The following is a 24,837-nucleotide window of genomic DNA, read 5'->3' as shown; positions in this document are numbered from 1 at the left end:
GAGGGGGCCATGCCTGGTAAAGTGTCCGTCATTATCGTCAATTACAACAGTTCCCGGTTCTTGGAAAAGTGTCTGACTGAATTACGCAAAACCGAATACGCGGGCGGCCTGGAAACCTTCGTGGTCAACAACAGTCCCGGCGACGGCTGCGAAGCACTGTTGGCCGAAAAGTTTCCCGAGGTCACGCTCCTCAGTCCGGGCAAAAACCTGGGATTCGGACCCGCCAACAACGTCGGATTCGAGGCGGCCACGGGGGATTACCACCTTATTCTCAATCCCGACGCCTACCCGCCGCCCACGGCCATTGCCGAATGTGTCGCCTACCTCGAGGCCAACGACCATGTCGGCCTGGTCGGTCCGCGGTTCATTAACGACGACGGCGAGCTGCAGCCCTCGGCACGGATGTTCCCCACCCTGTTCGACAAGTTTTTTATGTTGAGCGGCCTTCAATTTAAATACCAAAAGAGCCGCATTTTCGGACGCATGGACCACACCTGGTGGGATCACTCCCATCCCAAAAAAACCGACTGGGTGGTCGGCGCCTTCATGCTGATCAAAGCCGATATCAACAAAAAGCTGGGCGGCTTTGACCCGATTTTTTTCCTGTACTTCGAGGAATGGGACCTGTGCAAACGCGTGGTCAAAGAAGCGGGCAAGGAAGTCCACATCTTGCCCCAAGTTCAGGTACAACACACCGCGGGCGGCAGTAGCTCGGACGCGGACGAGGGCGAACGGGTCGGCAAGCAGTTGACCCTACTGCGTTTGTTCGGCGAATGCCTGTATTACTACAAATGGTGGGGCAAACTCGGACCCTTTACCATGCTCGGTATTGAGCGCCTGTGGTTTTACCTGCGCTGGCTCAAAAACCGCCGCGACCAGTCGGAAGAGGGCCAACGCAAAAGCGACGCCATGGCGATGCACCTGCGCCAGATCAAGGTATCGCTCAAGGTCACCCACTACGGCAAACAGGTACCGGACCACCCTTGGATCCCCAACCTTGGCAAATACGAATCCGGCGAAGCGAAATAGCGACCCAGCAAAGGACGGCACGCGATGGCGCAAAAAGCGATGGCTTACTTCTGTAGCCAATATCCAGCAATCTCCCATACCTTCATCAACCGCGAAATCGAGCAAATCGAGGCGCAGGGCATCAAGGTCCATCCCTTTACCATGAATCCCGGCAAGGTGTTGGACGGTGGGACGCAATTCGAGCAGGATCAACTCAAAATAACCTATTGCTTGAAGGAAGAAGGGATTTCAGCCGCGTTAATCGCCTGTTTCAGCCAGTTCATGCGCAAACCGTTTGGGTTCCTGGGCGGCTTGTTTTACGCGCTTAAATTACAACAGTTGCGACCGAAAGACAGTTTGTGGGCGATCTTCCATTTTGTGGAAGGGGCGATGTTGGCGCGGCAAATGCGCAAACGCGGTTTGAAACACGTCCACGTTCACTTCGGCGGCAGTGAAGCCTCCATCGCGATGTACGCCTGTCGCGCCTTTGGTTTTTCCTTTAGCTTCACCCTTCACGGACCGGATGTGTTTTACCGCGTCGACGCCATCAACCTGCCGGAGAAAATCCGCAACGCGGCCTTTGTGGTGTGCATCAGCAACTTCGCCCGCGGCCAAGCCATGCGTTTGGTCGGTGTCCAGCAAATTGACCGTTTCCCGATTGTGCACTGCGGTGTGGATCCCGAGCGCTACAAACCCTTTCCCGACGAAAAAGACGATGTGTTCACCATCGTGTGTACCGGTCGCTTGACGCCGACCAAAGGGCAGGCATTGTTGATTTTGGCCTGCGCCGATTTGAAGAAGGAAGGCCGTAAATTCCGCTGCCGTCTCATCGGCGGCGGTGATGAAGCAGATGCGCTGCAACAGATGATCAACGAGCACGGGTTGAACGACGAGGTTACCTTGACCGGTCCCCTGCCCCAGGACGGCGTCTTAAACGAGCTGAAAAAAGCGCACATGTTCTGCCTGCCGTCCTTCGCGGAAGGCGTGCCGGTGGTCTTGATGGAGGCGATGTCGATGGAGATCCCCACGGTCTCGACCCGCATCGCGGGCATCGCCGAGTTGATGGACCACGGCAAAAACAGTTATTTGATTCACTCGGGCGATCCCGAGGGGCTAAAAGAGATCATCCGCCACGCGATGGACAACCTACCCGAGCTCAACGAAATCGCCAAAGCCGGCCGTGAATTCATCATCGAAGAGTTCAACATCACCAAAAACGGCCAACGCCTCGCCAAAATCTTCGAGGAAAAAGTTCCGTTCTAATTGCCGGAACAATTAGGAATTGCGATTCACCGCTAGGGATCGCTTGAAATCAAACACTACTTATGAACGCTGGGCTGTTTCACCCGGGTTTCGTCTAGGCCGCAATTCACGCAAGGATTGCTGCGACAAGGCCGAAACCTAGGCGAGTCCCTCAGTTCGGCCGAAACTTCGCCTGGCTCGCCGCAATTCAAGCACACGCATGCGAAAGAAGCCGGTGAACCACCCAATGAGCCCAGCCCCACTGCCGGTATAACAGAACTGTCAGTGCTGGGCGTTTTGTTGTGTTCAAGGGGCACAAACATTTTCAAGAAATGGATTTGACAAAGAAATACTTGCGTGGTTCAATTCAAGTTAACGCTAACATTTTCTTCGATTTTCTGAAATTCATTTCGGTTTGTGGGTGGAAGTTCCTTCCGTCCCACAGCCTTTTTTCGCTTTCCGATCCGCGGGCTAACCATGCCGACGGCCTTTGTCTTCCAGGGTTATTCAGGGCGCGCCATTTCCTTTAACCGGCACCGGACGCCGGTTACGATGTCCTGGTTCCATCTCATTTCGGCCGCATGCGTGTTTTTGGGTCGCACCGCTCCCTACCGCCGACGTCCTTGGGGTCCTCACATACCAATCGTGATCTTTCGCCGCAATGTCCTGTTTCACGCGGTCGGCTATTGCATGCATTTTTGTGTTCTAACGCATCGATTTGCCGACTCAACCGTGGGAAATAACCGCCTCGAAACGAGACCAAACCCACCGCTTATCCAGTTTATTTCCTGACGATTAGATCGGATAACAAAATGTGGCCGGCTCGCTTTTTAATCGGTTGATCCTCGTGCGCCTTATGAACAAGGTCACCAATCCATCGTCTTGTTAACGCTAACAAGCTTTTTCTGATATATCTAAGAGCGTCCTGCCGACCGCGCTTCTCGAGCTTGCATTTCTTTGGACCAAAGCTCGTTTTCAGCGCGTTTCTCGTGGTTCCCGCGAGGAAGGCGCGAAACGCAAGGAGCGCGGCGATCTTCTTTCTCTCCCTACAGGATTCCGCGGTTCCGCGGAATCATCCTTTCATCCATTCATTCATTTTTCCTTGAGGCGCAACCGGCATGCGCTTCAACCGCGGGGCCGTTCCCGATTTCGGCCCTGTTTGCGACGGTCGCCACTTGTTGCCTGACGACCGCCATCCCGAAAACCCGTCTCCCGGGTTTGCATTGATCCGCCCGGCACGCCTCGCCCAAACATTCCGGCAAGGTGTTTGGCCGCGCTGCGTCCGGTCGGAGCTTTTTTGGTCTTTCCGTTTCGCGGGTTTAACCCGCAATTCTCACAAGGATTCGTCGCGAGAAGCAGAAAGCCCGGTGAGTACGAAGATTACGACCGAGAGACGGCACAGGGGTCCGACCATTCGGCGTAGCAGCGCTACGGCGAAGGCGGCTCGACCGAGTAACGCGGAAGGCCGCCCCCTCGTAATCACATGGCTTTCGGCTTCGCAGCAGAATTCCTTGTGAGAATTGCGGGTTTAGCCCGCATCACTTTTTAATTATTGGAGAACGACATGAAATTGACGACGTTCCTGCTCTGCTTCACCGCCCTCTGGTCGGTTTGTTTAGGAGCATCTTTCGATCCCGGTCCCGGCAAAACACGCCTCATCGTGGGCCAGACCTTCCAAAATGAATACGCGGATTACGTGGAAGGAACCGGGCTGGTGCCGCAAGGCTCCTCGCATTACGCCACCTTCTACCTGGGTCGCATTGAACAAGGCGACGATGATCCCAACAGTGCCTTCCTGGATTGGGTACGTACCAATCAGCTCGGCGAACACGCCCTTGTCGCGCTCAGCTTTAAAGACAACACCTTTGCCGGCGGCTACGGCCAAATGACCAACAATACCGGTGACCAATTTAACCCGGACGCGATTTGGGAAGCGATGCAGGACATTAATGCCGGCCGTTGGGACAACCAAATCGACGCCTTTGCCGACCTGATGAAAGCGCGACCCGACACCAAGTTCTACTTGCGCGTGGGTTATGAAGTCAGCCTGTTGCTCTTCGCCTACCAGGGCAACGAATACGTCGTCGATTGGCTCAACCGCATGGCCAACAGCGGCGTGAACGTATTTGAAAATCCCGATACCATCGCCGACCTGGACCGCCAGGCCTATATCAACGCTTACAATTACGTGGCCAACCGTTTGCGCAACGTCAACGGCGTGAGCAACCTCGATTTTGTGTACCATCCGGTGCGCGGTTTCAACGATACCCGTTGGTTGTATCCCGGCGACCAATTTGTCGATTGGGTCGCCTTCTCCGTGTTTAACAACGATGTTTGCATCGAGGTCAACGGAACCTTTAACTGCCAAGGCCAAAGCGTGGATCCGAACCTGGATCAATCGGTTCAATTCGCACGGCAACGCGGCAAACCGATTATGGTGGCCGAGGCGGCCGTCCAAGCGCCCGCCGCTCAATCGGAAAGCGGTTTTATCGACTACCTCAACCGTCTGGACCAATTCGTAAAAACCTACGATGTTCGCTTCTTGGCCTACATCAACTCAAACTGGCCGGTACATGGCTGGGGCCCCGAGTGGGGTGACTCACGCGTTGAGGCACGCAACGGTGTGCTGCAACACTGGCTGCAAACCTTTGGCAACGGCACCCGTTACCTGCATGGCGACAGCACCGAACCGCCTCCGCCCCCACCCCAAAACGGCGAACTGCGAAACGGTGTTCCGGTGAGCGGTTTGGCTGCAAAGGGTGGCGAATGGCTCGAGTTCTTTATCGATGTCCCACAAAACGCGGAAAACTTGACTGTCACGATGAGCGGCGGAAACGGCGACGCCGATCTCTACACACGCTTCAACCAGTCGCCTAACCAATCAGAATACGCTTGCCGCCCCTACAGCGCGGGCAACAACGAAACCTGTCGTGAAGCCAACCCCACCGCGGGCCGCTGGATGGTGGGCATCCACGCCTACCGCGCCTTTTCCGGGTTAACCGTGACGGCCACCTACACCACGGCCCAGGGTGAAAACCAACCACCGGTCGCCGAGGCGGGCGGTCCCTACAATGGCCAAGTCAACCAAAACATTTCTTTTTCCGCCAACGGTTCCACCGATGCGGACGGTACCATCACGGCCTACCGCTGGGACTTTGGCGACGGCCAAACCGGCAGCGGCGCCAACACCAACCACCGCTACGCCGCGGCGGGAACCTACAGGGTGACCCTGACCGTCACCGACAACGAGGGCGCCACGGACCAAGATCGCGCCGAGGTGCGCATCAGCGACCAACCCAGCCCCGGCACCGGCACCTTCTTGGCCCCAGTCGACGGCCGCACCATGATGATCATCGGGCAGGACTTACTCAGCGTCTCGCAATACATTAACGCGCCCGGCATCCCAACACCCGCGGGCATTACGACCTACGTGGCCCTTTACGAGGTGCTGAACGATTCCGGCGCCAACGGCGTGGTCAACGGTGCGCTTGGCTTCAACAGCAACAACCAACCCAACGGGATCGATATCGACTGGGGCGGCGGCCCGCTCAACGCGTTCAGCGCGGCGGTGGGTTTCCCAGGTTCCACGTTACAAATCGGCCTCAACATCGCCGAGGGCAACAACGGCAACATCTGGTGCGGCGGCTGCCTCAACCAGCTGGCCAACGGCGGCCGTGACGCGGAAATCAACCACTTGGCCAACTTTTTCCTGGCCATTCCCGACACGGCGGTTTACCTGCGTATCGGCTACGAATTCGACGGCTTGTGGAACAACGGCTATGAAAACCGCGGCACCTATATCGCGGCCTACCGCCGCATCGTCGACGTCTTGCGCGCCCGCGGCGTCGACAACGTGGCTTATGTGTGGCAATCCAGCGCCTCCCCCATCGACGACAAAATCGAAGGGTTCTTCGAAAACATCGGCGATTGGTATCCCGGCGATAACTACGTGGACTGGGTCGGGCTCTCGTGGTTCCTGCTACCGGAAGAACAACCCCCGGTCGGGGGATCGGCGGCCACGCAACGGCAACTCGCGGACGACGTGCTGGCCTTCGCCCGCGCCAGAGGCAAAGCCGTGATGATCGCGGAATCCACCGCGCAGGGTCACGACCTGAGCAACCTGACCAACCGCCACATCAGTTCCGTTTGGGACGGCCCAGCAGGCGGCGGTCAACAAAACCTCAGCGCGGATGCTTTGTGGAATCAGTGGTTTGTCCCCTTCTTCGCGTATATCTACAGCAACCAAGATGTGATCAAAGCGGTCAGCTACATCAATGCCGACTGGGATGCGCAAGGTTCATGGGGTCCCCCCTACCCCGAGGGATACTGGGGCGACACCCGCGTGCAAGCCAATACAACGATCCGCCAGCGCTGGATCAATGAACTCACCAGCAACGCCGTCTGGTTAAACGGCGGCAACAGCATCAACCAGGACATCGGACTCGACTAACCGTTGTTGGGCGCGGCGGCCGCGGGGTCGCCGCCTTTTTGCTTCCACGCAAACCATTTAAAGGATGACCATGCTTGGTTCCTTGGTGGGTTTGGCCGGCGCGCCCTCTTGTTTGGGTGAATCACCCTCGGCCTCTTCCGACGGCTCATTGGGAACCAATTCGGCCTCGTAGACTTCTTTTTTGAGCAAGCCGCGTTTGTTGGCGGTGAGTAGGGCCGCCGCCCAACCAATCCACATAAAGTACATGGTATTGGTGGGATAGGCATGGTACACGGTGGCAATGGTGAAGTGCGTTCCCGCGATACCGCCGATTAGGGCCCAACAGAGTTTCCTCGGTTTCTCGTGAGTTCGCGAGGAGAAACCAACCTTGGCCATCGCGAGAATCGACCCCAAACCAAGGACGAGCATGGCAAGAACAGGGCCGACACCCCAGTTCAAACCTATGAGCAAGTAGGCGTTGTCGATGGATTTTTGGTCACCGACCTGGGGCAGGTTGAGGAAGCCGTAACCTAGCCAGGGTCGTTCTTGGATTTTTTCCACGTAGTTGAAAATCAGGTCTTTGCGGTAGATGACCGTTTCTTGGCTCTCGGATTTGGCGGTTTCGCGGGTCAGGCTCATGTACTCGCTGATTTTGAAGCTGGCCGGGATCGACATGAGTGCGGCAAAAAAGGCAGCCGCCGCAAACAATTGGATGCGGAATTTGGATTGACCCATGACGTACAGGCCCGCGGCCAGGTAACCGCCGATCATGGGACCACGGCTCATCGTCATCATCAGGCCCCACCAGCACCAAAATACGTAGGCCATGCCCTTAAACTTGCTTTTGTAGACACCGGATTGGGCGGCCCACATCGCCATCGGCCACATCATGGTGTAGGCCAAGGCGCAGATGATGGAGTGAACGAAGGGGCCCTGGATTCGGAAAAAACCCCAGCGAGGATAAACGAACACGCCGCCCATCCCCGTGTCGTAAACGGGCCAAATATCACGGATACGCATGAAGGGATTTTGGCCCATGCGGAATTCGTAAAGGCTGATCACGGCAACCAACACCAGCACGCCGACATACTGGGTCACCACTTTGTCGCCCCGCTTCCCGCGCAGGACAATCCATTTCATGGCGAGGTAAGGGCCGATTTGATAGAAGGCGTCGAGAAACACCATTTGCCGCGCGGAACTGAGACTTTCGTTGACCAATTCGCTCATGGCCACGCAAAAGCTGTAGAAATAGACAAAGAGGTCGAGCCAGTGGAAGTCGTCCAGCGCCGCTTGCATGATTTGTTTTTGGAACAGAAACGGAATGAAGGCGGCGAGGTAAAAGGTGATCGGCGGGACACCGGGTCCGTCATAGTGTAGATAGGTCGGAACCATCACCATCAGCGGGATGTAGAAGGTGCAGAAGGCCCAGGAGTAACCGCGACTTAAGATGAGAGCCGCGCTGATAAAGATGGGGAGCAGGACGGTTTTGTCCATAACCTCGCTCGACGGGGAAAATCCTGCTCAGCTTAACACAATCACCGCCGGGGTTTGGGAAGGCAAAACGGCCTTTTATAGAGAATCGGTGACGGCCCGCTTCTGCGCTTTGAGAATCCGTTATAGAATGGTTGACGTCCTTACAGCGCCATACGCCCTATTTTATGATTGTAAAACCAGTGAGTACGCTATGAATCAAACGATGATTGACGACGACAGCCATTATGCGGCCTTTGTCGAGGCCTTCATTCGCGGCCGTTTGGACTTGGATGAAGCACAGGACCGCGAGCGCTTGTTGCGCGCCGCCCACCAACAGGAGCTACGGCTTTACCGCTTTAAACGCAAGACCTTACCCCGCGTAAGCCAGGTATTGGGAACGCTCAAAGGACTCCAGCCGCGTGATTTGTTGGATATCGGCAGCGGGCGCGGCACCTTCTTGTGGCCTTTTCTTGAGACTTTTGACGGGGTTCCGGTCACCAGCGTGGAAGTCGACCCGATTCGCTTGCGCGATTTGCAGGCGGTTAGCAAGGGTGGGGTTCACCGCTTGGCGGTTTGGGACGCGGATGTCCAGGCGGACGACCTGGGCGAAAACAGTTACGATGTGACCACGGCGTTGGAGGTGATTGAACACCTGCCCAATCCAAGCGCGGCAATCCGCAACCTGGTGCGCGCAACGCGCCGTTTTGTGGTGGCCTCGGTCCCGTCGAAACCAGACGATAACCCGGAACATTTACACTTTTTCCCTGCCGACCAGTTCGAACAAATGTGGTTGGCGGCGGGGGCGGAACGGGTCGATTGCAGCTACGTTCAGGGTCACCTGATCGCGGTTATTAAAATCGCCTAATCCGTATTTCTCACAAGGCTTTCCGTTTCTCGCGACGAATCCTGGTGAGAAATGCGGGCCAACCCGGCACAGCGCTATTTGAAAAGGCGTATGCTTGGGCATGTTATTTTGGTGAAGCAACTTATTTGATTCCTTAAGCTTGACCAAGTTCGCCGCAAGACGCGCCTCATTGTTTATTTATTGAGGAACCCATGATTAAGTATCCACGCACCCGTCATTTGCACGGTTCACGCCTGCAACCGGGCGACGAAGATCTCAGCCAGGTGCCTTTGACGCATCTGGTCGGCAAGACCCTGGTATTGGAAGAGAAAATGGACGGCGCCAACGCCGGAATCAGCTTCGACAGCGACGGCAATTTGTTGTTGCAGAGTCGCGGTCATTATTTGACCGGTGGTTACCGCGAGCGCCACTTTAATCTGTTTAAAACCTGGGCCGCCGCCCATCAGCAGGCACTTTGGGAATGTTTGGGTGATCACCACGTGCTGTACGGCGAATGGTGTTACGCCAAACACACGGTGTACTACGATCAGCTACCCCATTATTTCCTTGAGTTCGACATTCTCGATAGCCGCGACGGCCGTTTCCTCGATACCCCGAGCCGCCACGCCGCCTTGGCCGGCAGCCCGGTGGTTTCGGTCCCGGTACTGACCACCCTGACGGTGGACCACCGCACGCGCATCGACGCTTTGGTGCAATGGATCGGGCCGTCGACGGCGCGGGGTGATCGGTGGCGCGACCACTTGCGCGAGGATGCGGTAAAGGCCGGGGTTGATCCCGATCAAGCCGCCCGCGAAACCGATACCTCCGAATCCATGGAAGGGCTATATATTAAAGTAGAGGAAAACGGTCGTGTGGTGGACCGGCTCAAATGGGTCCGCCACGATTTCCTGACCAGCGTGCTTGATTCAGGCAGCCATTGGTTGGATCGGCCGATAATTCCCAATCGCCTGGCCGAGGGTGTCGACCTGTTTCAATAGAGGGCAGTCCATTCTTCGGCACGAGAGGACATCAAACCAAGGCAGTCTCGCCAACCCCCTTCTTATTTATTGAGTGTGTCATGATTGATTTTTTTGAAATCTGTCCCGAGGGACCCGCGTACAAGCTAGCCTGGCAGGCGATTTCGGATCGCTTTCCCTGCATCGCGAATCTGGCCGGTTGTCCGCAAGAACCTGAGTACCACGCCGAGGGCGACGTCTGGATTCACACCCGCATGGTTTGTGAGGCCATGCTCGCCGACCCGGCTTGGCGCGCGGCGCCGCGTTTTGACCAAGTACGCATGTTTACCGCGGCGCTGACCCACGACATCGGCAAACCGGCCTGTACCCGCGAGGAAGAGGGACGCATTACCTCGCGGGGACACTCGATGCTCGGCGCCAAAATGTTGCGCACCCTACTGTGGGAACAGGGCATGCCCTTTTTTGAACGCGAGGCTTTGGTCAACCTGGTGCGTTTTCACCAGTTCCCCTTCTACCTCGCCGAACGGGAGGATGCCGAACGCACGGTCATCCACATCAGTGGTTTAACCCGCTGTGATTGGCTGCAGCAGTTGGCAACGGCCGACATCAATGGACGGATTAGCGACCATGTGGCCCGGGCACTGGACAACATCGAACTGTTCCAACTGACGGCCGAGGAATTGGGTTGCCGGGAAAAAGCCTATCCTTTTATTGATCCCGTTACGCGCTACTACTATATGCGCGGCAAATGGCACCAAACGGATTATCCGGCACCGATTCAGCATCGCGGCTGGGTGACCCTGCTCGCGGGCTTGCCAGGCTCGGGCAAGGACCATTGGATCCAACAACACGGCGAAAACCGGCCGGTGGTTTCACTGGACCGGCTGCGCCGCGCGATGGGTGTCAAACCCGATAAGCATCAGGGCCGCGTGATTCAGGCCGCCAAGGAAGAAGCCAAAACCTACCTAGGCGAGGGCCGCGATTTCATCTGGAACGCTACCAATATCACGCGGTCGATGCGCGACAAGCTTTACAACCTGTTTCATCGCTACAACTACGCGGTCCACCTGGTCTACATCGAGGCACCCAGCCCCAAAACGCTGGATCAGCAAAACCGCAACCGTGAACACGTGGTCCCTTCAGCGGTTTTGGCCAAAATGCGCAACAAACTGGAGATCCCCGACCCCGCCGAATGTCAGCGCGTTAGCTTCGTGGTTTGCGGGGATTAGAAGGGCGGGCTAGGGCCGAATCGTCATGCGGTAACGGACGATGAAGTTGTTGTCGTCAGCGTCGGTTTCCACGGTGTAGGCGTAGCCGTTGCGGAACACCATGCTCATCAAGGCGTTGTCCTTCATTTCAAAGGAACCGCGAAAGCGGCCCTCGCTGTCGAACAGGTCGCCTTTGTTTAAACGGGTGGCCGGGTCGGCGGAATGGATGACCAGCAAGGTATCGTCGTTAATCAAACGCAAGCCGGCAATAGGGAATGCGGCCTTGGGGAAACCCGCCAGCTCGGTGGCACGCCGCACCACGTTGAGGGAAATGATTTCCTGTAGGTTGGGTGGCAAGATTTGCAAAATGGACTCGCGGATCGGCAGCACCAGGGCGTCGACCTGTTCCTGACCCATGGGAATGGGTGTGTATTTGCGCCCGAAGGTAAGCTCGGGTTTCATCTCGCTGTTGAGGCGCGTGATGCTGTAGGCGTCGGCCTTGGCGGTGTAGGCGCGGCCTTTGGTGTCGAATACGGCAAAGGCATTGTAGCCTTTGCTCAAACCCTGCAAACGTTCGCCCAGAAATTCGGCCCAGTGGTTGCTGTCGTTAATCTTGGCGGGATCCAGCGAGATCGATTCCCAATGCAACAATTCCTTGCCGATCTCAAAAGCGGGTTCCTCAAAGTCACAGGAAACCAACAGGTATTTGGTGATTTCCCGACCGCGTTGGCCGTCAATACGGGTCACGGTGGTGGCCATCCAGCGTTTGTCCGGGCTAAAAATACCGTGGCGCGGGAAAACCGGCATTTGGATTTGCTTGCGCCATTGGTATTCGAAACCAGGGCTGTAGGCGGTGACCCGCGTAACCGCACCTTGGTTTTCAAAAACGTAGGCAGAGTCGTCTTCAAAAATCTGAAAATGAACCAGCGCCTGGAACTCGCCCGGCCCTTGACCGGCAGCGCCGATTTGGCGCACAAACTTGCCGTTGGGATCGAACATAATCAAACGGCTCTCGCGCTGGTCCATGATGGTGATATTGCCTTTGCTGTCGACCTGAACCACCTGGGAAGGCCCGCTCCAGAGCGCCTCGTCGACCACTTCTTCTTGGTCGATGCGCAAGGTCTCTTCGAATTGAATTTTCCAAGGTTTACCGTCGGGTTTGATCCCGTTTTCAACAGTGGGGACCGCCACCGCGATACTCAGTAATACCAACCAAACCATACTATTTCTCCTAAACCAAACTAAGAAAATTGAGGAACGTCATCCGGGGGCAAAACGCACTAATCCCATACACTTGAATGAATTCGTTCCAAGAGTGTGACCTTGAACCATGTGATCCGTTTTCTGGACACCTTTAAACGCGCAGGAATTTCGTGGATTGGTTCGCCTTTTTTTACTTCGACTAAAAATTCTCTTGGCAGCCAAGCGACAAACCAAGCCGGCCAAGCGCACGCGCTTTGTTTGGCGATTCTGGGAAGCTCCGGTTAATATGACCCACATACCGCCCAACCATCCGTTAACAAAACGGTCACCGGCGCGACACACCCATCCACCCAGCACGAGGTTTCCATGGCCACACTTGAAGAGACCGCCTTTGATTTTCGATCCGATACCGTCACCTTGCCCACCCAAGCGATGCGCGCGGCCATGGCCGAGGCCGAAATGGGCGACGATGTGTACGGTGAAGATCCCAGCGTCAATGCGCTGCAGGACCATATCGCGAGCCTGACCGGCATGGAGGCGGCGCTTTTTTTCCCAACCGGTTCCATGGCCAACTTGGCCGCGCTGATGTGCCATACCCAACCCGGTTCGATGATGTTCACCGGGTTCCTCAGCCACATCAAACGCTACGAGCTGGGTGGTTACGCGCGGATTGCCGGCCTCAGCCTTACCGACATTGACGACCAACAGGGTTTCCTCAACCTGGAACAGCTCCAAGAACGCTGGTCGCCCGACATTTATTACATGACCCAAGCGGGTATTGTGTGCGTCGAAAATACCCATAACATCGGCGGCGGTTTGGTCTATCCGGTGCAAGAACTGATTGATTTGCGCCGCTTCACCCGCGAGAAAAAAGTACCGATCCACATGGACGGTGCCCGTCTGTGGCACGCGGCGGTCGCCCAGGACCGACCGCTCACCGATTGGACCCGCCACGTGGACAGCGTCATGATGAGTGTCAGCAAGGGACTGGGCGCCCCGGTCGGAAGTGTCCTGGCCGCATCACAAGCCACGGTCGATCAAGCCCGCATCCAGCGCAAACTCCTGGGTGGCGGCATGCGCCAAGCCGGCATGTTGGCCGCCGGCGCACGTTATGCGGTCGACAATCACCTGCCACTGCTCGAACGGGACCACACCCGCTGCCGCGAGGTCTATGGGGCGATCAAAAACCTCTTCTGGCTAAAGGCCGTCGAACCACAAACCAACATTCTCATTTTTAAAACGGAAAAGCCGGAAGCGGTCGCCATGACGCAATGGCTGGCTGAACAAGGTTTGCGCTGCCTTCCTTTGGCGGCCGACAGGGTGCGGTTGGTGTTCCACCTCAACCTCAGCGACGAGGCGTGCGAGCGCGCCATCGACAAAATCAAAGAGTGGGGGCGTGACCGATGATTGCTGCATGGGACGTTACCGGCCGCGAGCCGACACTGGCATGGCTGACCGACACGGGCACCGAGGTGGAAACCTTCCCCGGTCAAAAAGCATCACAAGTTTTGTTGCCAATGCTGCAACAGTTGGAAGAATCCACCGGGCAACGGATAACCAAGGTTGGGTTCATCAGGGGGCCCGGCTCTTTTACCGGTATCCGAGCGGGTTTGGCCACGGCCCAAGGCTTGCGGCTCAGCGGTCGGGCGGAAACCTACGCGGCCACGGCCTTCGACCTGCTGGTCCCGGAATTGGACGCGGATACTACCGGCATTTTGCTGCCAGGCTCAGCGGGCTATGGGTTTACCGCCGTTTACGAGGACGGTCGTTGCGTCCAGGCGGCCGAGGCGAGGCGTTTGGAAGACGTATCCGCCGACATCCACTGGTTATGCCCCTTCGCGTTGCCAGGTTTGCCGGAGCAGGTGCGCACCAAAGTCTTGGACCGACATCCCGTCAGTTTTTTTCCAGCCCGAATCGCCGCGGCGTCGGCCGAGGCGGACCAAAACCTGGAACCCTTTTACGTGCGCCCACCCGACGTGCGCAAAGGCGTACCCCTCATCGAGCAATTGCTTAAAGGCGGTTCATAAACGCCGGTACATGATGTGGAAATCGGTGTAGGAACCATCCGGTAATTGGAAACCGTCGGGGATGGTACCTTTAATGTCAAAGCCGAGTTTCAGCCAGGCGCGGACGGCGGCCGTATTGCTCGCGAGCACGATGTTAAATTGCATGGCTTTGAACCCCAATTCGCGGGCATGGTCCAGCGAACGCCGTCCCATGATTCCACCCAACCCCTGGCCGCGACAATCGCGCCGCACCGCGTATCCCGCGTTTCCGATATGGCCGCCGGGACCGGCATGGTTGCGTCGGATCATGTACATGGCTATCACCTCGCCGTCGCGCACCAAAACGTAACCGCGGCCGTGGGCGCTCGGGCACCAAAACGCCCATAAAGCGGCATCGGAAATGGCCGCGTCAAAAGCATAAGTATCGCCTTCCGCGACCAGTTCACGTGCCATCAGGAGCACGGCCGCACGGTCGCTTTCCTGCATGGCCCGAATGGTTATCGCCGGCTCGGAAGCGTTCACCTGGTTTGTTTCATTCACGGCCTACCTCCCCATTTCTTTTGCGCCATCATGTCACGAAAACGGCGCCGGTCACCACCAACAAAAAAAGGCGCCCGAAGGCGCCAAGTGTATATCCAGGGGATGAATCCTGGATGAGGATGAAAAAAATTGAATGAATGGGGTTTTGCTTAGTACGCGCGGTTAGGATTGGTGACGTACAGGTAAGCAGGCGCAACACCGGGGTAGGTGCCGCGCAGCAAAACAACAGACAGAGGTTGGGAGCTGGTTACTTCAATCAAAGAACCGGGTTGGTTTACGAAACCGGCGTCGGTGTTGAAGAGGGCCAACATTTTGTTGAGGGTAGGGATACCGTCGGAAAGGGTTACTGCAGCCAAAACGGAACCGTCGGCGGCTTTCTGAACAGCCGTCACAACAGCAGGCGCACCGCCGGTGTTGATGAAGGCGCCACCGTCGAAAACGAGGTTGTTGTCGGCGGTGTAGAAAGAGAAGAAGGTCCAGGCTTTGCTGGTTTCGTTCAATTCAGCGTTGGCGGCGTTGGCGACGTCGGCGCTGTAAGAAGCGGTAACGGCAACTTTGTTAGAACCATCAACGAAGAAGTGAGATACGTTTTCGCCACCGAAGAAGTCGCTGTTGGAAACAACAACAGTTTGACCGGCGGGAACGTCGGCGGTACGTGCGGTCAAAGCAGAACCGTCGGCGCCGTAAGGGGTTACGTTCATGGTGTAGTCGGCGGAACCGCTGTTAGACATGTGCAGGTTGGTGTTAAAGCCGGCACCCAGCGCGGTAACGTGGCCAACCCAACGGGCTTTGGAACGGGTGTGGTTGGTCGCGGAAAGCGCGGTCCAGCCGTCGGTCCACAGAGGACCCACGGGAGAGAAAGCACCTTTGTAAGCTACGGGCGAGAAGAAGGCGTCGGCAGGTTGGGTCGCGCCGTAAGCCGCGGGACCGTTTTGGCTGGGACGCGGATCCAAGGTGCCGCTTTGACCGCGGTCGATGAAACCGAGTTGGGGGTTTTCGATGGTGTTGTTGTTGGCGGCGACGTGCTCGCGCACGAAGTCTTGAGGAACGATTTCTTCCAAGGTGTTACCGGCGCCAAACTGCCACCAGATGTTGTTGCGCAGGGCCAGATCGCCGTTTTCCAAACGCTCGCGGCTATCGGGACCTTCGATGTCCTCAACGTTCACAGCCAAACCACCGTTGGCACCGTTGTACATGGTGACGATGCTGCTCATGTAGATACCACCGGCGTTGTCGCGGAAGTAGATGGCTTCGCCGCGGTCACCTTGAGGGGTCGCGGAGATGCCGGGACCGATGTAGGTGGCGTTGACGATGTAGGGACGCGAGTAAGGTTCGGCCGTTTCTTGAACGGTACCGCCGTCGTGCTCACCAACGGCGCCGGCGTTGTCGCTGCCCAACAGAGCGAACCAGAATTGGTTCTTACCGCGCCAGCCTTCGTCGTAGTCGAAGGCGTCGTCGCCGCAGTATGCAGCAACGATGTTTTTGGTGCCGACGGTGCCGCCGAACCATTCGAAACCATCGTCGAAGTTGGCGTAAACTTCGATGAACTCGATGGTGGTACCGGAACCGACGGAACCGAAGGTCAAGCCGTTGATTTCATCACCGGCACCCAAGGTGGAACCACCGTGACGGATGGAAACGTAACGCATGGTACCGGAGTTGTCGGCATCGTTGTCGCCACCGTAAGCACCGCGTACTTCGTCAGAAGGAATCCCTTCGATTTGGCCTTCAACGCCGCGGTTGTTGGTTGCGCGACCCAAAAGGATGATACCGCCCCACAGGCCGCGGTCCTCGGGACCGAGGTCGTTAGGATCGTTGAGATCGTCCAATTCAGAGGTGAAGATGATGGGGTTTGCCGCGGTACCGTTGGCTTCAATGCGACCGCCGCGCGCAACGATCAATGCAGAGGTGTTTTCACCTTGCGTTTGCTCGGCTTTAAACACCGCGCCTGCTTCGATGGTCAAAACAGCGCCTTCTTCAACAAAAACCAAACCGGAAAGGGTGTACTCACCGGCTGCCAGAGTAACTTCTTGACCGGGACCAATCGTATCGTCGTTGATAACGGTTTGCGCCATCACGGCGAAAGGCAATACACACAACATGAACCATAGGGTTAGTTTAGTTGACACGAATCTCTCCTTTGAGGATATGGGGTAATAGTCGGCGTCAAGACATAGGAATCCCGTCGCGGTGCAACCCACGTCTTGTCATGCGTCTCCCTGATGGGAAACGACGGCCGTTTTTTAAGGGGAAAAAGCGTTACACGAAAGGCTGACCCGCGGACGACGCTGGACGTCGCCCTTAAACTGCTCCGCGGTTCCGGGCCGGTGCGCGATGCGCACCATGAACCACAAGCGATTTTCCAAAACCCTCCCGGCTCAACGAAAAGCGCCGGGGAGCCTCGAAAAACGGGCCGTACGAACACGGCCCGGTGATCGGTTTACTCAGGCTTGAAGCTCAAGCTGAGGGAGTAGGACTGCCCAGTTTGGTAACTGGACTGAATGTATTCTTGGCCTTTGAACTCTTGAACCACTTCGATTTCGTCGTCGAGCAAGTTCTTGGCGCTGAACTTCAACTTCAGCCCACGGCCCAAGGATTGCGAGAAAATGAAATCAAGCAAACCGCGCGGTTGTTCCTTGGCATCCGGGGCACCACCGATACCAACCTGGTCGAGGCGTTCGCCAAAGACGTTGTAAAACAACGAGGCGGCGGTTTCGGTGTCGATGTTGTCGTAGTTGAGGCTGAGGTTAATCAGGTAAGGCGACTGACCCTGCAGGGTACGGGTGTCGTCGGCGTCGGGGTCGCGCAAACGCAGGAACTCGAGTTCCTCGGGCGGGATATCGACGATGGATTCGATCAAGGTGATGTTGCCACCCACGCTGAAGCGATTGATCGCGTCATTGGGCGTGATGCCTTTGCGTGCTTCCAACTCAATACCGTAAACGGTGGCCTCGCCGACGTTGAGGTAGGTTACCTCGCCGAATTCAGAAGCAAAGCGCAGGTTGTAGGCACGTTCAATGGGGTTTTCAAACTCTTTGTAGAAGGCACTGGCGGCCAACAACTCGCCACCGCTGAGGAATTTCTCCCAGCGGAAATCGAAGTTGTCGATCAGGGTGCGTTCCAAGTCAGGGTTACCGGCGTAAATGCCGTCGGCGATGAAGTCAAAGCTGGAATAAGGCGCCTTCTCGCGGAAGTTGGGGCGCGCCAGCGTGCGACCGTAGGAGAAACGGAAGTTTTGGTCGGGGGTCAATTTGTAGATGACGTGGAACGAGGGCAACGCGTCGTTTTCGTCCAAACCCCCCACCGTGGTGCCGTTGGAGACTTCCATGTCGGTTGACTCATAGCGAAGCCCGGTGATGATGCGCAGCTTTTCGGTAAGGGGCAATTCGCCCATCAGGTAGTACGCGGTGATTTCTTGGTCACCGGTGTAGTCGCCGCCGCGCGGGTTATCCGAAAGCTGAATCACGTTACCGAAGATGTACCGGCCGCGTTGTTCGTCGAACCCGATGATGCCGACGTTTTCCGGTGCGAAAAACGCGTTGGGATCCCCTTCATAACGAATGCTGGAAGAGCTGAAGTACTCATAGCGCAGTTCGTTAAAGTCACGCTCTTTTTTGTCGTAAGCCAAACCGGCGGAGATTTTGGCGCGACGGCCGTTCCAGAGTTCAACCGGTTTGGTAACGTCCACGTTGAAGTTGGTGCCGTCTTCGGTCAAGCCGCGGAAGTAACGGGTGGGACGGTTGTAGATCGAAGGGGTGATGCTGTGCAACACGCGCTCTTCCCCGTTAATGGTTTGACGCGAGAAGTTTGAGGTGAAGATCCGGGTATCGGGTTCGTCCAGCTCGGTGCTGGACACGGCACCCGTCCATTTCACCAACAGTTCGCCGGCGTCGGGGAAGGCGTGCTCACCGCGCAACTGGAAAGAAGCCAGGTTGCGCTCGGTGTACTTCAGCAAACGCGATTCCAGGAAGGCGTTTTCAGAAGAGAACTGCTCGGGCCATTGACCCAGGTAGTATTCGGAGGTGCTTTCGCCACCCTGGGTGTAGACGACGGTGGTCCCGATTTCGTGGTTGCCGAACACATAGTTACCGGTCAGCAGGGCGCCCCAGTTCACTTTGTCTTTACCCTGCTCGGAATCGAATTCGGATTGGTTGACCAGGCTCTCAGCTTCGCCCGGGGTGGAGGTCAACTTCCAACGTGCTTTGGTCCAGTCATCGTAATAGGTGCGCTTACGGCCGTAGGTCAAGCTTCCGAGAAAACCCAAACGACGGTCGTTGGAAAATTCCAATTGGTTACCCAGTGAAAAAGCCAAGTTTTGGTTGAGCGGGGCTTTGCCGGCGGTGTGACCCATCACCGGTTCGAAGGCATTGGATACACGATCCAAATGTTCGGCCAGGGCTTGGTCGCTACGCGCGGCGATCGGGTTGGGAATGGAAACGTTACCGCCTTCCAATTCAGAAGGAAGTTCGCGCAAACCGTCGTCCATGCCGATCCAATCGCTCCCGCTGGTACCATAATTCAGGTAATCGTCGCTAAAGGTAGAACCGTCTTGGTAACTGGAGCCGTAGCTCAAGGAGTAAGTGAAGTTGGGCGGGTAGGCTTTGGTACCGACATCAATGATCCCCCCGGAGAAGTTGCCGGGCTTGTCGGGGGTGAAGGTTTTCAGGGTAACGACGTTGTCCAAGATGTTGGCGGGTAACAAGTCCGCCTGGAACGATTTAACGTCGGGATCGGCGGTGGGCATTTCCACGCCGTTCAATTGGGTGCTCACATAACGATCACCAAGACCGCGCACAAACACGTGTTTGCCGCCGACAATCGAGGCGCCGGTTACTTTTTTGAGGGCGTCGGCGGCGTCGCTACCACCGGAACGGCTGATTTCTTCAGCACTGATGCCGTCACTCACGTTGGCGGAGTTTTTACGCTCGTTCAATACGTGAATTGCGTTGTTTTCTTCAACTTTGTAGACGACCTTGATTTCTTCTTGCAGCGCGTTCTGACCCAGTTCGAAATTGACGGTTACGGTGCCGGAAGCAACCTCAATTTGTTCGACGGTCTGTGGGGTAAAACCCGCGAACTCGGCGGTTAAGGAGTAGGTACCGGGTGCAAGACCGGCAATTTTGTAGAAACCATTCACGTCGGCGAATACCACGCGGTCCGTACCATCAACACGAACCGAGGCTGTGGGCAGTTCGCCGCCCTGATCTTTATCAAACACGGTGCCGGAAATGACACCGGCATCCTGCGCGGACAATCCAGCCGCGGCAAGGAGCCAAATAAGTAAGGCAACTTTGGCCTTGTAGTTCATCATCTTCCATCCTCAGATATACACAGATTCCACTTGGGAAAAATTCGCACCGGCGACCGCAAGCCTAGAGATGGAATATGCAAGCTCAATGAGACCTTTGTTAGCCTTTTGTTAAGAGGCTCCAAATACAACACTTTGTGATTTTTCTGCTAATTTTCAATGAGGGAGTCGTTCAACCACATACGATTCCAAACATTCTTTTAACGGTTTTTTTACAGTACATCCTCACCCAATTAGGCTAAGTGAACCGTCTTACTCGTTTCCCACCGAAGGGCCGTTTCTTTAATGGATGGCGCTTTGGTCTCAACAGTGATCACCGTCATCCTCCCCCCGGCACGGCGAAGCACGGGTAACGCATGCCGACACCGTCGCCCAACAGTGGTCCCATCCCGTTTCGCTTTTTAACGAAATGAAGGGAACCACTTTACATCATCCCAACCGCTTCCGTCCTCAATCGCATCGCGTGAAAACAGAATCACCGCCCTGAATGGTGCCATTCAATCTTTATCCCCCCAGCCAAGGCACAGGATAAGGTCACCGGCCCAGCAGGCACTGAACCAAAACAGCCGTGATTCCATGAATGCAGAAATAGCGCACCCAAGAGCCTCGGCATTTATTTATCGTGCGCGAAACCGCGAAAAAGAAGCGGTTTGGTCAACCGCACGGCTCAGACTTCCATCGGCGCTAAAAAGGGCAGTTCGGCCTCGCGGGGTTTGGTTTTGAGGTTTTGGAAATCAAAACGCTCCGGGTCGGCAAGATGTGAGGGTTTCACACTTTGAAGGCTGGCGAAAATGACGTCAAGGCGGCCCGGTGATTCCTGCTCCCATGCCTGCAGCATCCGTTTCACCTGTTTGCGCTTGAGGTTCTCCTGGCTGCCGCACAAATCGCAGGGGATGATGGGAAAGGCGCGGTGTTCGGCCCACTTGGCCAAATCTTTTTCGGGCGCATAAGCCAGCGGCCGGATGAGAATGTGACCGCCGTTGTCGCTGAGTAATTTGGGCGGCATCGCTTTGAGTTGACCGTTGTAGAACATGTTGAGGAACAGGGTTTCCATCAAGTCGTCGCGGTGGTGGCCCAGGGCAAGTTTGGTGGCGCCGATTTCGTCGGCCACGCGGTAGAGAATGCCGCGCCGCAAACGGGAACACAACGAGCAGGTGGTTTTGCCCTCGGGGATCACCCGCTTGACGATGCTGTAGGTATCCTCGGTGACGATTTTGTGGGCCACGCCGAGGGCGTCCAGGTATTCGGGCAAAATGTGTTTGGGAAAACCCGGCTGGCCTTGGTCCAGGTTCACCGCGGTGATGGTGAATTGGATCGGCGCCTTGCGCTGCAGTTCGAGCAAGAGGTCGAGCATGCCGTAGGAATCCTTGCCCCCGGAAACACAGACCATCACGTGGTCGCCGTCCTCAATCATATTGAAGTCTTGAATGGCTTTGCCAACATGGCGCAACAGACGCTTTTTGAGTTTTTTGGCTTCGGCTTCCGTCAGGGAGGTCATACAAAGGTTCCTTACTCGGTACTCGCCCGCGTGTCGCGGCCAAGGTCCCTTGCGATGAATCTTGGTGCGCGAAGCGGGCCGGGAAAACGGTCATTTCGTCTTCGCGACCCTCCATCATAATAAAAAGCAGCGGATGGTTGCAACGGAAGCGGGCACGAAACACCGATTCCCGGCGGATGCCGGCCCGTGCAAGGGTTCGCTCGGCCGGCTTGGGAATGGCGATGGATTTCAGCCGTCTCGGAGGCGGGTTTTTGTCGTGAGTTGATCTCGATCAAATCGCAAGCTTTTGAAAATCCGCGCCTTTCCTTTTTGAGGATCAGGTTATATGATGGAGGACAACTTTAAGTTTCCCATCCCACAAACTACATGAAAGCAATGAGTGAGGTAGGCATGGCTGATGATCAACTCACGGGACTGATCCAACAAGTACAGAGAAGCGTTCAGGAAAAATTGGCACAGGTGGGCCAAGAACTCACCAATGAGCTCCAGCAATTTCACAACGTGCCCACCGGCGGCGGCGGTGGCGACACCGACAGCCAAACCCTGCTGGACCACGTCCATGCCTTCGCCGATTCGTACAGCCAAGTCGATGTGCTGAACAACCTTGTGGACGCCGCGGGCAAGTTTCTGCCACGCGTGATTTTGTTGATCCGCAAAGGCAACAACGTACACGGCTGGGCCGGCCGCGGTTTTGACGGTGATTTCATGGCATCGCGTATGAAGCGGGTGAAGTGGCAGATCGACCACTACCCCGAGCTGACCCGCGTGATTAACCAGTCCAAAACCCTCATTGCCAATTTTAGCGATTTGTCCGATCTGTCCGAGGAGATCAGTTCCTTCGACGGCTTTACCCCGCTCAAATCGTGTTTCTTCCCGCTGCGGGTCAAAGAAAAGGTCGCCGCGGTCTTGTACGGCGATTCCGGCTCGGACGCCAACCTTCAGGGCCACCAGGTAACCGAGGTTTTAACCTACCTGGCCGGTCAGGAGCTCACCCTGATCACCAGCAAAATTAAGCAACCCCGTGAGGGCGGTGCACCTGCCCGCGCCGCGGCACCCGCGCCCGCGCCACCCAAACCGGCACCGGCTCCGCCCAAACCGGCACCGGCCGCCGCACCCACCCCGCCACCGCAGCCCGTCGCCGCGCCCACGCCCCCGCCACAACCCGCGGCACCCGCACCGGCACCGGCAGCCGCCGCACCGGCCGAGGATCCCAGCATCAAAAAGGCCAAACGCGTGGCGCGTGTTTTGGTTTCCGATCTCAAGCTCTACAACGAGGAAGCGGTCAGCGCCGCACAGCGCTCCGGCGACCTCTACAGCCGCTTGAAGGACGATATCGACCGCAGCTTCAAACACTATCAAGAACGGGTTTCCAACCTGTTGACGCCCAACTCACCCAACTACTTCAAAGAAGAGTTGATTCGTCAGTTGGGCAACGGCGACGCCGGCAGCCTGGGCCCCCTGCCCTTCTAAGGCCGCCCCGAACCAATCACCAAACCCGCCTCGCGCCTCGGCGTGAGGCGGGTTTTTTCGCTTTTACGCGCGGAAGGACCGAACACGGTGGCTCACTCACCCCCCACCCTTCGCCACGGCTTACAATGTTGGGGGCTCTGGCCCGCAACGGTGATGGTGTTGGCGCGAATGGAAACCGCGGCACTCATCGGGGACGAGCGCCTGGACCCCGCCGCGGTGTTGGCCTTCACCGGGACTCTGGCCCTTTACGGCTTGGATCGTTTCCTCGAACGCCGCCACCAACGGGTCACCGCACCACGCCACCACGCGCCGGCCCGGCTTAACGCGGCAATGATGGTGCTGATCGGCGCGGGCGGCTTGGCTGTTGCACCGCGGATTCACGTCAATGATGTGATCTGGGTCGGTTGGCTGGTTCTGGGTGGGTTGTTGTATTGCGCGGTGACACTCGGACGGTTCCGGTTGTTTCCCGGGGGAAAAGAAGGGCTCGGTGCCTTGTGTTTCGCCGCGGTCGCGTTGCTGAATCACCCCGGTTCGACGCTCTGGATGTGGCCACCGTTCCTGCTAATGGGTTTTGGCAATTTCGCCTGGGCAAGCCATGGTGATTTCGCCCGTGACCGCGCCAATCAGCTTACCTCGGGCGGGGACATGCCGCCGCGGTGGCTTATTCCCGCCGCGCGATTCACTTCGGTTGCGGCGGCGCTGGGTTTTTGGGTTGGCAACGGTCCGTGGCAACTATTTAGCTGGGTCGCCTTGGCCCAGGCGATCCGGCCAAGGGACGCGCGCTGGAACATCGATTGGTGTTTTGTCCCCTTGTTACCGACCCTGTTCCGTTAGGCGGTAACGCCGGATCAATGGTGGCCCCACCCGATCAGGTACGTCCCACAACGGCCTCTGACTTGCGGCGCCCTTCGGATGGGGCCTGATTGGGTGTGAGCCGGCCTCGGCTGAGGGCTGCTCCGGCGTGAACCCCCTTCGGCGGGACCTGATCCGGCGTGAACCCCCTTCGGGTGGGACCTGATCCGGCGTGACCCCGCTTCGGGTGGGACCTGATTGGGTGTGAGCCGGCCTCGGGTGGGACCTGATCCGGCGTGACCCCGCTTCGGGTGGGACCTGATCCGGCGTGCCCCGGAGCGGGCCGCGCCACCGTATCCATGGACCATGCTTTGAATAAACGCCGGGCAAAGCCCGGCCACACTGAACGCACCCTAGCAGGGTGCCATAATTTAGCCCAGGGTACGACCATTGAAAATGGTCGCACCCTGGGTCTATGGCGTTCACGAACGGGAAGGCCCTGACGGGGCCGACACCCGAAACGTCACGAATTACCAACCCCACGGGGACCATCCCAACAGGGCGGATGCACCGAGGGGCAAGGAATGACCAGGGTTAAAAATGGTCGTTCTGGTGCCGGCGCCTTTGGCGGCCTACACGACGGGAACTCCCGGGGCCCCTGGGTAAACGGTTGTTCCACAACCGTTTACCCAGGGCTGAAATCCGTAAGGCCTTCAGCCTAACCAGGGGTAATTCGCCTTCGGCTCACGTTTAAAATGAGTGGTGGTCCCCGCTTCGCGGTGTGCCAACCCCGGCGGGGTTGGCCGGATCATCGCTTATCCTTGCCCCGCGACCCTTCT

At 57.0% G+C, this 24,837-nt stretch carries 16 protein-coding genes; 10 read left to right on the top strand and 6 right to left on the bottom strand.

Annotation, left to right across the window (positions count from 1 at the left end):
* Positions 1 to 9: 9 nt before the first annotated feature.
* From J3U88_RS24330 to J3U88_RS24320, 3 genes are all read left to right on the top strand, one after another.
* Positions 10 to 1,029, top strand: a complete 1,020-nt coding sequence (locus tag J3U88_RS24330; protein ID WP_207861599.1) for a glycosyltransferase family 2 protein — start codon at positions 10 to 12, stop codon at positions 1,027 to 1,029.
* Between the two features lie 24 nt (positions 1,030 to 1,053).
* The gene (locus J3U88_RS24325; RefSeq protein WP_207861598.1) at positions 1,054 to 2,271 is read left to right on the top strand and encodes a glycosyltransferase family 4 protein; all 1,218 of its coding nucleotides are present in this window, start codon (positions 1,054 to 1,056) and stop codon (positions 2,269 to 2,271) included.
* A 1,543-nt stretch (positions 2,272 to 3,814) separates the two neighbouring features.
* Positions 3,815 to 6,700 (top strand): PKD domain-containing protein, encoded by a 2,886-nt coding sequence (locus tag J3U88_RS24320; RefSeq protein ID WP_207861597.1) that lies wholly within the window; start codon positions 3,815 to 3,817, stop codon positions 6,698 to 6,700.
* Positions 6,701 to 6,757: 57 nt separating this feature from the next.
* On the opposite strand, the gene J3U88_RS24315 is transcribed toward J3U88_RS24320, so the two are convergent.
* The gene (locus J3U88_RS24315) at positions 6,758 to 8,173 is read right to left on the bottom strand and encodes an O-antigen ligase family protein (protein ID WP_207861596.1); all 1,416 of its coding nucleotides are present in this window, start codon (positions 8,171 to 8,173) and stop codon (positions 6,758 to 6,760) included.
* A 190-nt stretch (positions 8,174 to 8,363) separates the two neighbouring features.
* Here J3U88_RS24315 and J3U88_RS24310 point away from each other — a divergent pair, with 190 nt between their 5' ends.
* The 3 genes from J3U88_RS24310 to J3U88_RS24300 all read left to right on the top strand — a co-directional run bounded on the left by J3U88_RS24310 (position 8,364) and on the right by J3U88_RS24300 (position 11,202).
* On the top strand, positions 8,364 to 9,017 hold the full coding sequence (locus tag J3U88_RS24310; protein WP_207861595.1) for a class I SAM-dependent methyltransferase: 654 nt from the start codon (positions 8,364 to 8,366) through the stop codon (positions 9,015 to 9,017).
* A 191-nt stretch (positions 9,018 to 9,208) separates the two neighbouring features.
* Complete coding sequence (locus tag J3U88_RS24305; RefSeq protein WP_207861594.1) at positions 9,209 to 9,994, top strand: RNA ligase family protein; 786 nt, start codon at positions 9,209 to 9,211, stop codon at positions 9,992 to 9,994.
* An 80-nt stretch (positions 9,995 to 10,074) separates the two neighbouring features.
* Entirely contained in the window at positions 10,075 to 11,202 is a 1,128-nt protein-coding gene (locus J3U88_RS24300) for an ATP-binding protein (protein ID WP_207861593.1), read from the top strand.
* Between the two features lie 9 nt (positions 11,203 to 11,211).
* Here J3U88_RS24300 and J3U88_RS24295 read toward each other — a convergent pair whose 3' ends face one another.
* A complete protein-coding gene (locus J3U88_RS24295; protein WP_207861592.1) occupies positions 11,212 to 12,402 on the bottom strand; it encodes a 6-bladed beta-propeller in 1,191 nt (396 codons plus the stop codon).
* Between the two features lie 348 nt (positions 12,403 to 12,750).
* On the opposite strand from J3U88_RS24295, the gene J3U88_RS24290 reads away from it, so the two are divergent.
* Both J3U88_RS24290 and J3U88_RS24285 read left to right on the top strand, forming a co-directional pair.
* Positions 12,751 to 13,791 (top strand): threonine aldolase family protein, encoded by a 1,041-nt coding sequence (locus tag J3U88_RS24290; RefSeq protein ID WP_207861591.1) that lies wholly within the window; start codon positions 12,751 to 12,753, stop codon positions 13,789 to 13,791.
* Positions 13,788 to 14,411 (top strand): hypothetical protein, encoded by a 624-nt coding sequence (locus tag J3U88_RS24285; protein ID WP_207861590.1) that lies wholly within the window; start codon positions 13,788 to 13,790, stop codon positions 14,409 to 14,411. The genes J3U88_RS24290 and J3U88_RS24285 overlap by 4 nt, the downstream gene beginning before the upstream one ends.
* Here the strand turns inward: J3U88_RS24285 and J3U88_RS24280 are convergent.
* The 4 genes from J3U88_RS24280 to ttcA all read right to left on the bottom strand — a co-directional run bounded on the left by J3U88_RS24280 (position 14,406) and on the right by ttcA (position 21,736).
* The gene (locus J3U88_RS24280; protein WP_207861589.1) at positions 14,406 to 14,930 is read right to left on the bottom strand and encodes a GNAT family N-acetyltransferase; all 525 of its coding nucleotides are present in this window, start codon (positions 14,928 to 14,930) and stop codon (positions 14,406 to 14,408) included. The two genes, J3U88_RS24285 and J3U88_RS24280, sit on opposite strands and share 6 nt — an antisense overlap.
* 149 nt (positions 14,931 to 15,079) lie before the next feature.
* Positions 15,080 to 17,059 (bottom strand): hypothetical protein, encoded by a 1,980-nt coding sequence (locus J3U88_RS24275; protein ID WP_207861588.1) that lies wholly within the window; start codon positions 17,057 to 17,059, stop codon positions 15,080 to 15,082.
* Positions 17,060 to 17,370: 311 nt separating this feature from the next.
* Complete coding sequence (locus J3U88_RS24270) at positions 17,371 to 20,241, bottom strand: TonB-dependent receptor (RefSeq protein WP_207861587.1); 2,871 nt, start codon at positions 20,239 to 20,241, stop codon at positions 17,371 to 17,373.
* Between the two features lie 664 nt (positions 20,242 to 20,905).
* A complete protein-coding gene (ttcA, locus tag J3U88_RS24265) occupies positions 20,906 to 21,736 on the bottom strand; it encodes a tRNA 2-thiocytidine(32) synthetase TtcA (RefSeq protein WP_207861586.1) in 831 nt (276 codons plus the stop codon).
* A 390-nt stretch (positions 21,737 to 22,126) separates the two neighbouring features.
* Between ttcA and J3U88_RS24260 the strand changes: the two genes are divergently transcribed.
* Positions 22,127 to 23,206 carry a hypothetical protein gene (locus J3U88_RS24260; RefSeq protein ID WP_207861585.1) on the top strand — a complete coding sequence of 360 codons (1,080 nt, stop codon included), beginning with the start codon at positions 22,127 to 22,129 and terminating at the stop codon, positions 23,204 to 23,206.
* Between the two features lie 168 nt (positions 23,207 to 23,374).
* Positions 23,375 to 24,040, top strand: coding sequence for a hypothetical protein (locus tag J3U88_RS24255; RefSeq protein WP_207861584.1), 666 nt, complete (start codon positions 23,375 to 23,377; stop codon positions 24,038 to 24,040).
* Positions 24,041 to 24,837: the final 797 nt, after the last annotated feature.

The sequence above is a fragment of the Acanthopleuribacter pedis genome (assembly GCF_017377855.1).
Lineage (GTDB): Bacteria > Acidobacteriota > Holophagae > Acanthopleuribacterales > Acanthopleuribacteraceae > Acanthopleuribacter > Acanthopleuribacter pedis.
The sequence above is the reverse complement of the archived record's forward strand: the minus strand, read 5'-3'. Positions and strand labels throughout refer to the sequence as shown.